Raw genomic sequence first — 9,921 nt, 5'->3', positions numbered from 1 at the left:
GTAGGACGTTGCCAGGCACATTAAGGACAACCTGAAAAGGTTGTTCTTTTTTGGTTTAAATTAAATTATTTTTCCACCGATAGTTTTTAACATCAAATATTGCAAACACTAACACTAGGTATGATTGGAAGACAAGTGGGTGGTTTGATGGATTGGATGTATTTGCTTCATCACTATAAACTGACAAGCATTTTTTTAGCAGCTATTATTGCATGGATCATTGTTTTTGTCATAAATAAAACCGTTCATAATTTTTTTCTAAAAACTGATTTCATTGAAGAACGGATAGAGCAGACGATTGAAAGCATGATTCGCTCTTTAACTAGATATACAGCAACTCTCTGTTTCATCTTTTTTGCCATATCTCAATATGTTAGTAATTTTGGAAGAATTTTGGCTGGGGCAGGTATACTCGGGGTAATCCTTGGGTTTGGGGCGCAAAGCATCATTAAGGATATTCTATCAGGTATTTTCTTGATTTATGAAAAGCAGTTGCATCAAGGTGACTTCATCACCATCAATAATACCTTCAATGGGACAGTTGTTGATATAGGACTAAGATTCTTAAAGATTCGAGAATGGAGCGGCAAGGTTTTAACGATCAGCAATGGTGAAATAAAACAGATTCATAACTACAATATTGAAGAAATGCGGGTGATTGAAAGAATAGTGGTAAGCTATCGGGAAAATCCTGAAAGGGTGTTTGAAATTCTTGAGATCGCCTGTGAAAAAATCAATGAGCTGCACGAAGCATGTTTAAAGTTAGACCTCGCTAATTGTCCAATAGAACCATTCCAAGTATATGGGATGACCACTATCAATTCAGGATACCGAGGGATTGAATATACGGTTACAGGCCTTGTTAATGATACTCTATACTGGGATGCAGCAAAAGAAGCGAGGAGGATTATAGCTCAAACACTTTTTGATTATGAAATAAAATTGGCAGAGGACACAATGTTAGTAAAGCAGTTTGATGATGTTTTTTTAAAAGAGGGAAAATAACAGTGGAAAGAGAGGTACTTAATGGTAATGGGTAAAAAGAAAATGCAATTTGAGGTACAATCAAATGAAAATATTGAGGACTGCTTGAATAGAATGAAACAGTTGGGCTATACGCCTGTACGACGAACGGAAAAGCCGATATTTCAAGAAATAAAAAAAGGCAATGAGACTATTTATGAACCAATTGCCCGCCAAATTATCTTCGAAGGCACTTTAATAGAGTAAAACACGAACATTATGGTGGTATTTAAAAATAATGTTCGATTTATTGGTTGACACCTTCCGAAGATGATTGTAAGATATAGAAGTGAATTAATCAATAACAATTTATCTTTACCCTCGTATATCCATGGGAATATGGCCCATAAGTTTCTACCCAATAACCGTAAATTATTGGACTATGAGGGAAAGTCAATATGTTCGGTATAATTAAGGGCAGGAACCTTAATTTGGTATCCACTGCCACTATGCCCGAACAAATGGCTTTCTCTTACATGAGAAGCTATTTGTTCGGGTTTTTATTTTGGAAAAAAAAGGGGGATTTTCGATGTCCATTCTTGTTGGAGTAATCATGGGAAGTAAATCGGATTGGGAAACAATGAAACATACGTGTGAGATTCTCGACCAGTTAGACATTGCTTATGAAAAAAAGGTGGTATCTGCTCATCGGACACCTGATTTGATGTTTACATATGCAAAGGAGGCCAGAGAAAGAGGTTTGAAGGTGATTATTGCCGGAGCTGGCGGAGCGGCCCATCTTCCTGGGATGGTAGCAGCCCAAACCACTTTGCCAGTAATCGGGGTTCCTGTCCAAACTCAGGCCTTAAAGGGGTTAGATTCATTACTGTCTATCGTCCAAATGCCAGGTGGTGTACCCGTAGCAACTGTGGCAATAGGCAAAGCAGGTGCAACGAATGCTGGTTTACTAGCAGCACAAATCTTAGCAACGGGTGACACTGAATTAGCTGGAAAATTAGCAGCAAGAAGAGAAGCCACTAAACAAGAAGTACTAGAAAGTAGTGATCAACTTGTCTAACCAAACGATTTTACCAGGATCAACGATTGGAATTATCGGCGGCGGTCAACTTGGCAGAATGATGGCTCTAGCAGCAAAGGCTCAAGGCTTTCGGATTGCGGTATTAGAACCAACGACAGACTCTCCGTGTGGACAGGTTGCCGATATTGAGGTCATTGGTGCCTATGATGATCGCCAAGCTATTAGTAAATTAGCAGAAGTTAGTGATGTCATAACCTATGAATTTGAAAACATTGATGCAGATACACTTGAGTGGCTATGTAATCAGGCAAATGTCCCGCAAGGTCCACGGTTATTAACCATCACACAGGACAGGATTAAGGAAAAGGCAGCAATCCAACAAGCGGGTGTGGAGGTTGCTCCATATGAAGTGATTAATAACATTGAGGAATTATTATTAAAGATAAATACCATCGGATATCCGGCTGTCTTGAAAACGGCAAGAGGCGGATATGATGGAAAAGGTCAACTTGTGATTCGGGACCAGCAGGATTTATCTAAGGGTGAACCCCTTTTAAAACACGGTGCCTGTGTATTAGAAAAGTGGATTCCTTTTGAAAAAGAAATTTCAGTGATTGTAACACGCAAGCTTGATGGTGAAACAACATTTTTACCAGTGGCTGAAAACATTCATAAAGATAATATTTTAGATACAACGATTGTTCCAGCTAGAATTTCAGAAGTTTTACAAAGTGAAGCTGTTCAACTGGCAAATAAGCTGGCTGATTCGTTACAATTAGTCGGGACGCTGGCTGTTGAGATGTTCTTGACTAGTAATGGAACCATTTATATTAATGAATTAGCACCACGACCGCATAATTCTGGGCACTTCTCCATCGAGGCTTGCGAAACGTCACAGTTCGAGCAGCATATCCGAGCCATTTGTAATTGGCCATTAGGAAGAACGGGGCTATTAAAACCGGCTGTTATGGTCAACCTATTAGGAGAGCATCTTGAACAACTGTATAAGGAAATTCCGTCCTTGAATGACTGGAAGATTCATTTATATGGAAAAAAAGAGGCGAAAATCAAGCGGAAAATGGGCCATGTGACTATTTTGCGCGAAAGTGTCGAGGCGGCCCTTGCAGAAATGAACGAGAGCAGCATCTGGAAACCAGTAAAAGAAAAGATCGGGGGATAAAACATGATTGATCGTTATACACGACCGGAAATGGGAGCAATTTGGACAGAGGAAAACCGTTTTAATGCTTGGCTTGAGGTTGAAATACTAGCCTGTGAAGCATGGGCAGAACTAGGTGACATCCCAAAGGAAGATGTGAAGAAATTACGCGAAAATGCTTCCTTCAATATTGACCGCATTAAAGAGATTGAAGAAGAAACACGGCACGATGTAGTTGCTTTTACCCGCGCGGTATCTGAAACATTAGGAGAAGAGAAGAAGTGGGTGCATTACGGATTAACGTCAACGGATGTTGTTGATACGGCCCTATCTTATATCCTAAAGCAGGCCAATGCGATTTTACAAAAGGACTTGGAAAACTTCATTGAGATTTTAAGAAATAAAGCAATTGAACATAAGCTTACTGTCATGATGGGACGGACGCATGGGGTCCATGCTGAGCCGACAACTTTTGGCTTAAAGCTTGCTCTATGGTATGAAGAAATGAAACGGAACCTAGAGCGATTTAAGCAGGCAGCAGAAGGAATCGAGTTTGGAAAAATCTCTGGTGCGGTCGGTACTTATGCAAATATTAATCCGTTTGTGGAACAGTATGTTTGTGAAAAATTAGGACTGCAAAGAGCACCAATCTCTACGCAGACTTTACAGCGTGACCGTCATGCCCACTATATGTCAACGATTGCGTTGATTGCTACTTCCATTGAGAAGTTTGCAGTGGAGGTTCGCGGGCTGCAGAAGAGTGAAACTCGTGAAGTAGAGGAATTCTTCGCAAAAGGTCAGAAAGGATCCTCAGCAATGCCTCATAAGCGGAATCCGATTGGTTCCGAGAATATGACGGGAATTGCACGTGTAATCCGAGGATATATGCTTACTGCCTATGAAAATGTACCGCTTTGGCATGAGCGCGATATTTCACATTCATCAGCGGAACGGATCATCCTGCCTGATGCAACGATTGGTTTGAATTATATGCTGAATCGTTTTGGTAATATCGTGAAGAACTTGACGGTTTACCCAGAGAATATGAAGCGTAATATGGACCGGACACTTGGCTTAATTTATTCTCAACGTGTATTACTTGCGTTAATTGATAAAGGTTTATCTCGTGAAGAAGCGTATGATACTGTTCAGCCAAAAGCGATGGAAGCATGGGAAAAGCAAGTTCCTTTCCGCAGCTTGATTGAATCAGAGGAAAAGATTACTTCACTGCTATCAGAAGCTGAAATTGCTGATTGCTTTAATTATAACTACCATCTGCAACATGTAGATACGATTTTTGATCGCTTAGGGTTGAATGAATAAGGTCTATTGACGACCGAGCAAGCAAAAAAGGCAGAGTTATGGTGGCCAATAAGGGTTATTGGCTGCCAAACTCGATAATAATGGATCAGTTAGAAAGCCAATAGTCATTCTCAAAAAAATAGTTCACTTATTTAGGGCTTCTGACACCTTAACTATCCTGAAGATTCCCAATATTGCAAAATAGGAGGCGTTTCCCATGAAAAAACCTTTATACGAAGGAAAAGCAAAACGAATTTACGCAACAGACGATGAACAGATTGTTTTGGTTGAGTATAAGGATTCAGCAACGGCCTTTAACGGAGAAAAGAAGGCTGATATAACTGGAAAAGGGCGTTTAAATAACGAGATTACTAGTTTGTTATTTTTAAAACTTAAAGAACAGGGAATTGAGTCTCACTTTATCGAGCGTGTTTCTGAAACGGAACAACTAGTGAAAAAAGTATCGATCATTCCACTTGAAGTAGTTGTACGAAATATTGCGGCAGGAAGCCTTGCAAAGCGATTGGGAATTGAAGAGGGACGTCAGTTATCAACTCCAATCGTCGAGTTTTACCTGAAAAACGACGAACTAGGTGATCCACTCCTAACAATTGATCACATCCTTGAATTGCAAGTGGCAACTACTCAGGAGACAGCAATTTTACGAGAAAAGGCACTCCAAATTAATACAGTTTTATCAAGCTTTTTCAATGACCTTGGCATACGTCTCATCGATTTCAAACTTGAGTTTGGTAAAGACGCTGAAGGCACAATATTATTAGCCGATGAAATCTCGCCTGACACCTGCAGGCTGTGGGATAAAGAAACAAATGAAAAGCTCGACAAGGATGTATTCCGACGTGATTTAGGAAGCTTAACAGATGCTTATGAAAATATTTTAGCGAGATTGGGAGGACGTCAGCATGTATAAAGTAAAGGTATTTGTCACATTAAGAGAAAGTGTTTTAGACCCGCAAGGAAAAGCTGTAACCAACTCTTTACACTCTTTGAACTATAAGGAAGTAGCCGATGTCCGAATCGGTAAATATATGGAATTAACAATTGAAAAATCCGAGCGCGATATTAATGAAGTGATCAATGAGATCTGTTCAAACCTTTTAGCTAATCCGGTTATCGAAGACTACCGTTACGAAGTAGAGGAGTGTGTTACACTGTGAAATTTGCAGTAATCGTCTTCCCTGGATCGAATTGTGACATTGATATGTTCCATGCCATTCAAGATGAACTCGGAGAGCAGGTTGAATATGTTTGGCATGATTCTGAGAGTTTAGAAGAATTTGATGGAATTCTGCTTCCAGGCGGTTTCTCCTATGGTGACTATTTGCGTACGGGGGCTATTGCTAGATTTAGTAATGTCATGAAGGAAGTCATTAAAGCTGCAGAAGCAGGAAAGCCGGTTCTTGGCGTTTGTAACGGATTTCAAATTCTGCTCGAAGCAGGCTTACTGCCAGGTGCAATGAGACGAAATGAAAGCCTATCGTTTATTTGCAAGCCAGTGGAGTTGAAGGTAGAAAACAATCAGTCGATGTTTACGACTGAATACAGCAAAGGCGAATCAATTGTCATCCCTGTCGCCCATGGTGAAGGAAATTACTATTGTGACGAGGAAACTCTTGCGAAGCTGAAACAAAATAATCAAATTGTCTTTACTTATAACCAGAACCCGAACGGAAGTCTTGCAGATATCGCAGGAATTACCAATGAAAAAGGAAATGTCCTTGGAATGATGCCACACCCGGAAAGAGCCGTAGATGAATTACTAGGCAGCGCCGATGGTTTAAAGATGTTCCAATCGATTGTAAAAGCTTGGAGGGAAGCACATGTTGTCAACGCTTGAACCAAATCCTACTCAGATCAAAGCAGAAAAAATATATCAGCAAATGGGTTTGTCCGATGAAGAATTTGCAATGATTGAAAACATTCTTGGCCGCACACCAAACTATACCGAAACAGGTCTTTTCTCGGTTATGTGGTCGGAACACTGCAGCTATAAAAATTCAAAGCCTATCCTAAAAAAATTCCCGATTACAGGTGAAAAGGTTCTTCAAGGGCCAGGGGAAGGTGCTGGTATCGTTGATATCGGTGATGAGCAGGCGGTTGTTTTTAAAATTGAGAGTCATAACCATCCATCCGCAATTGAGCCTTATCAAGGCGCAGCAACAGGTGTAGGCGGAATTATCCGTGATGTTTTCTCGATGGGAGCACGTCCAATTGCCATGTTGAACTCACTGCGTTTCGGTGAACTAGATTCTGCCCGCGTACGCTATTTATTCAAAGAGGTTGTTGCTGGTATCGCCGGCTATGGAAACTGTATTGGTATTCCGACGGTTGGCGGCGAAATCCAGTTCGATCCTTGCTATGATGGAAATCCTCTAGTTAATGCGATGTGCGTTGGGTTAATTGACCATAAAGACATCAAAAAAGGGCAGGCACATGGTGAAGGAAATACGGTGATGTATGTGGGGGCAAAAACCGGCCGTGATGGTATCCATGGTGCAACATTCGCTTCTGAGGAATTAACGGAACAATCGAGTGAAGACCGTCCAGCGGTTCAGGTTGGCGATCCATTCATGGAGAAGCTGTTGTTAGAAGCTTGCTTAGAACTGATTCATTGTGATGCCCTTGTTGGTATTCAAGATATGGGTGCAGCCGGACTTATTAGTTCATCTGCAGAAATGGCCAGCAAAGCTGGGATGGGTATTGAGATGAATTTGGACTTGGTGCCACAGCGTGAAACAGGCATGACTGCCTACGAAATGATGCTGTCTGAGTCCCAAGAACGGATGCTTATCGTTGTTAAAAAGGGTAGAGAACAAGAAATCGTTGAGCTTTTTGAAAAATACGGTTTAGAGGCTGTAGGGATTGGAACGGTTACTAGCGATAAACAGATGCGCCTTTTCCATAAAGGAGAAATCGTGGCGGATGTTCCGGCTGATGCCCTAGCGGAAGAAGCACCGGTTTACCATAAGCCATCAAAAGAACCAAGCTATTACGCTGAATTCCAAGCGATGGAAAATGAAGTTCCTCAGGTAGACGATTTAAAAGGTACGTTAGTAAGTCTGTTAAGCCAGTCAACGGTGGCGAGCAAGGAATGGGTTTATGAGCAGTATGACTATATGGTGCGTACAAACACGGTCGTTTCACCAGGTTCTGATGCAGCGGTTGTAAGAATCCGCGGCACACGAAAAGCACTGGCAATGACAACGGATTGTAATTCACGTTATGTCTATTTGGATCCTGAAGTAGGCGGGAAAATCGCCGTAGCTGAAGCTGCGCGTAATATTGTATGTTCTGGTGCAGAGCCTTTAGCGATTACAGATAACCTAAATTTCGGTAACCCAGAAAAGCCTGAGGTGTTCTGGCAGATTGAAAAAGCTGCCGATGGCATGAGCGAAGCCTGCCGCGTCCTTGAGACACCAGTTATCGGCGGAAACGTTTCTTTATATAACGAAACTAGCGGCACAGCGATCTATCCAACACCTGTAGTAGGAATGGTTGGTTTAGTAACGGATCTTGATCATATTACAACACAGCACTTCAAACAGAACGGTGACCTTATTTATTTAGTAGGGGAAACGAAGGACGAATTTGGCGGCAGTGAGCTGCAAAAGCTTCTGAACGGAAAAGTATTCGGTAAAGCCCCTGAATTAAATGTAACAATCGAAAAAGAGAGACAAAACCAGGTTCTTGCTGCGATTCGTGCTGGAGTAGTAGAATCCGCGCATGATTTATCAGAAGGCGGTTTAGCCGTTGCGGTAGCTGAATGTCTATTCACAAATGAACAACTTGGTGCAGAAGTAACCATCGCTGGAAATTCAGTTTCAGCTTTATTCAGTGAAACACAATCTCGTTTCTTATTGACTGTTAAACCTGAACATAAAGATGAGTTTGAAAGTTTAGTAGATGCAGTACAAATTGGAACAGTGAACGAGACAGCAAAACTGCAGATTACAAATGGTGAGTCAACTGTACTTGAAGCTTCGATTGAAGAATTAAAAGCGGCCTGGAAAGGGGCGATCCCATGTTACCTGAAATCAAGGGATTAAATGAAGAGTGTGGCATCTTTGGTGTCTGGGGGCACCAGGATGCAGCCCAGTTAACCTATTACGGACTTCACAGCCTGCAGCATCGCGGCCAGGAAGGGACCGGAATTGTGGTCTCAGATGGCAAACAGCTTAAAGGGGTAAAAGGTGAAGGGTTAGTTGCTGAGATCTTTACCACGGAAGCGATGAAGGAACTGACAGGCACATCAGCCATCGGTCACGTTCGTTATGCAACGGCAGGAGGCGGCGGTTATGAGAATGTTCAGCCGCTCTTGTTCCATTCACAAACTGGCAGCCTTGCGCTGGCCCATAATGGAAACTTAGTGAATGTTAATTCATTAAAACATCAGTTGGAAGCTCAAGGGAGCATTTTTCAAACAAGCTCAGATACCGAGGTTTTAGCACATCTAATGAAAAGAAGCGGCTACACTGATTCAAAAGACCGTGCTAAAAACGCGCTTTCTATGTTAAAAGGCGCCTATGCATACCTGATTATGACTGAAAACGAATTAATGGTGGCATTAGATCCGCACGGATTAAGACCTCTTTCACTTGGTTCCCTAGGTGATGCCTATGTTGTTGCTTCGGAAACCTGTGCCTTTGATGTCGTGGGTGCGGAATATATTCGCGATATTCGACCAGGAGAACTATTAATAATCAATGATCAGGGGCTAGTGTCTGAACAATTTGCGGTAAGTTCAACAAAAGCGATTTGTACGATGGAATATATTTATTTCTCAAGACCGGACAGCAATATTCAAGGAATCAATGTCCACACCGCCCGCAAAAATATGGGTAAAAGATTAGCAATAGAAGTACCAATCGAAGCCGATGTTGTTACGGGTGTTCCTGATTCAAGTATTTCAGCGGCGATTGGCTATGCTGAAGAAGCAGGAATTCCTTATGAAATGGGCTTAATCAAAAACCGTTATGTCGGTAGAACCTTCATTCAACCTTCTCAATCGTTACGGGAGCAAGGGGTTAAGATGAAACTCTCAGCTGTTCGTGGAGTTGTGGAAGGGAAACGAGTGATCATGGTTGATGACTCAATCGTACGCGGGACGACGAGCAGGAGAATTGTTAATCTTTTGAAAGAAGCAGGGGCGACAGAAGTACATGTGGTTATCAGCTCCCCGCCTATTAAGAATCCATGTTTTTATGGGATAGATACATCAACAAAAGAAGAATTAATTGCCTCTGATAAAAGTGTCGAGGAAATAAGAGAACTTATTGGTGCGGATTCATTAACCTTTATTAGTGTGGAGGGCATGATGCATGCCTTAGGCCAAGAAGGCACGAATGGCTATTGCCTAGGCTGTTTCACAGGGAATTATCCAACGGAAATTTATCCAGATACACTCCAATATTATTATCAGAAGTAGGAAGGAGCGAGC

The 9,921-nt window shown here is 41.7% G+C and carries 10 protein-coding genes and 1 riboswitch; all 10 genes read left to right on the top strand.

From position 1 onward, the window contains the following. The first annotated feature begins 147 nt into the window (after nt 1-147). On the top strand, nt 148-1,005 hold the full coding sequence (locus COJ96_RS00790) for a mechanosensitive ion channel family protein (protein ID WP_098571093.1): 858 nt from the start codon (nt 148-150) through the stop codon (nt 1,003-1,005). A gap of 27 nt (nt 1,006-1,032) precedes the next feature. Next, the gene (locus tag COJ96_RS00785; protein WP_373561645.1) at nt 1,033-1,230 is read left to right on the top strand and encodes an NETI motif-containing protein; all 198 of its coding nucleotides are present in this window, start codon (nt 1,033-1,035) and stop codon (nt 1,228-1,230) included. Nucleotides 1,231-1,324: 94 nt separating this feature from the next. Further along, a riboswitch (purine riboswitch) is annotated at nt 1,325-1,426 on the top strand. A gap of 126 nt (nt 1,427-1,552) precedes the next feature. After that, on the top strand, nt 1,553-2,041 hold the full coding sequence (gene purE / locus COJ96_RS00780; protein WP_098571091.1) for a 5-(carboxyamino)imidazole ribonucleotide mutase: 489 nt from the start codon (nt 1,553-1,555) through the stop codon (nt 2,039-2,041). Next, on the top strand, nt 2,034-3,182 hold the full coding sequence (gene purK, locus COJ96_RS00775) for a 5-(carboxyamino)imidazole ribonucleotide synthase (protein WP_098571090.1): 1,149 nt from the start codon (nt 2,034-2,036) through the stop codon (nt 3,180-3,182). Before purE ends, purK begins: the two co-directional genes overlap by 8 nt. A gap of 3 nt (nt 3,183-3,185) precedes the next feature. Then, complete coding sequence (gene purB / locus COJ96_RS00770; protein ID WP_098571089.1) at nt 3,186-4,484, top strand: adenylosuccinate lyase; 1,299 nt, start codon at nt 3,186-3,188, stop codon at nt 4,482-4,484. A gap of 196 nt (nt 4,485-4,680) precedes the next feature. Then, complete coding sequence (gene purC / locus COJ96_RS00765; protein WP_098571088.1) at nt 4,681-5,394, top strand: phosphoribosylaminoimidazolesuccinocarboxamide synthase; 714 nt, start codon at nt 4,681-4,683, stop codon at nt 5,392-5,394. Beyond that, entirely contained in the window at nt 5,387-5,641 is a 255-nt protein-coding gene (gene purS, locus COJ96_RS00760) for a phosphoribosylformylglycinamidine synthase subunit PurS (protein WP_098571087.1), read from the top strand. Before purC ends, purS begins: the two co-directional genes overlap by 8 nt. Next, on the top strand, nt 5,638-6,321 hold the full coding sequence (purQ, locus tag COJ96_RS00755; RefSeq protein WP_098571086.1) for a phosphoribosylformylglycinamidine synthase subunit PurQ: 684 nt from the start codon (nt 5,638-5,640) through the stop codon (nt 6,319-6,321). Before purS ends, purQ begins: the two co-directional genes overlap by 4 nt. After that, on the top strand, nt 6,305-8,530 hold the full coding sequence (purL, locus tag COJ96_RS00750; RefSeq protein ID WP_098571085.1) for a phosphoribosylformylglycinamidine synthase subunit PurL: 2,226 nt from the start codon (nt 6,305-6,307) through the stop codon (nt 8,528-8,530). The genes purQ and purL overlap by 17 nt, the downstream gene beginning before the upstream one ends. Next, a complete protein-coding gene (purF, locus tag COJ96_RS00745; protein WP_098571084.1) occupies nt 8,506-9,909 on the top strand; it encodes an amidophosphoribosyltransferase in 1,404 nt (467 codons plus the stop codon). Before purL ends, purF begins: the two co-directional genes overlap by 25 nt. The last annotated feature ends 12 nt before the right edge of the window (nt 9,910-9,921 follow it).

The organism is Bacillus sp. AFS073361 (genome assembly GCF_002567005.1).
In the GTDB taxonomy this organism is placed as follows: domain Bacteria; phylum Bacillota; class Bacilli; order Bacillales; family Cytobacillaceae; genus Neobacillus.
This window is presented reverse-complemented; position numbering and strand designations above follow the sequence as displayed.

Coding starts and splice junctions, on each gene's coding strand:
- purE (WP_098571091.1), top strand. CDS start 1,553: ATGTCCATTCTTGTTGGAGTAATCATGGGAAGTAAATCGGATTGGGAA.
- COJ96_RS00785 (WP_373561645.1), top strand. CDS start 1,033: ATGGGTAAAAAGAAAATGCAATTTGAGGTACAATCAAATGAAAATATT.
- purC (WP_098571088.1), top strand. CDS start 4,681: ATGAAAAAACCTTTATACGAAGGAAAAGCAAAACGAATTTACGCAACA.
- purB (WP_098571089.1), top strand. CDS start 3,186: ATGATTGATCGTTATACACGACCGGAAATGGGAGCAATTTGGACAGAG.
- purL (WP_098571085.1), top strand. CDS start 6,305: ATGTTGTCAACGCTTGAACCAAATCCTACTCAGATCAAAGCAGAAAAA.
- purF (WP_098571084.1), top strand. CDS start 8,506: ATGTTACCTGAAATCAAGGGATTAAATGAAGAGTGTGGCATCTTTGGT.
- purS (WP_098571087.1), top strand. CDS start 5,387: ATGTATAAAGTAAAGGTATTTGTCACATTAAGAGAAAGTGTTTTAGAC.
- COJ96_RS00790 (WP_098571093.1), top strand. CDS start 148: ATGGATTGGATGTATTTGCTTCATCACTATAAACTGACAAGCATTTTT.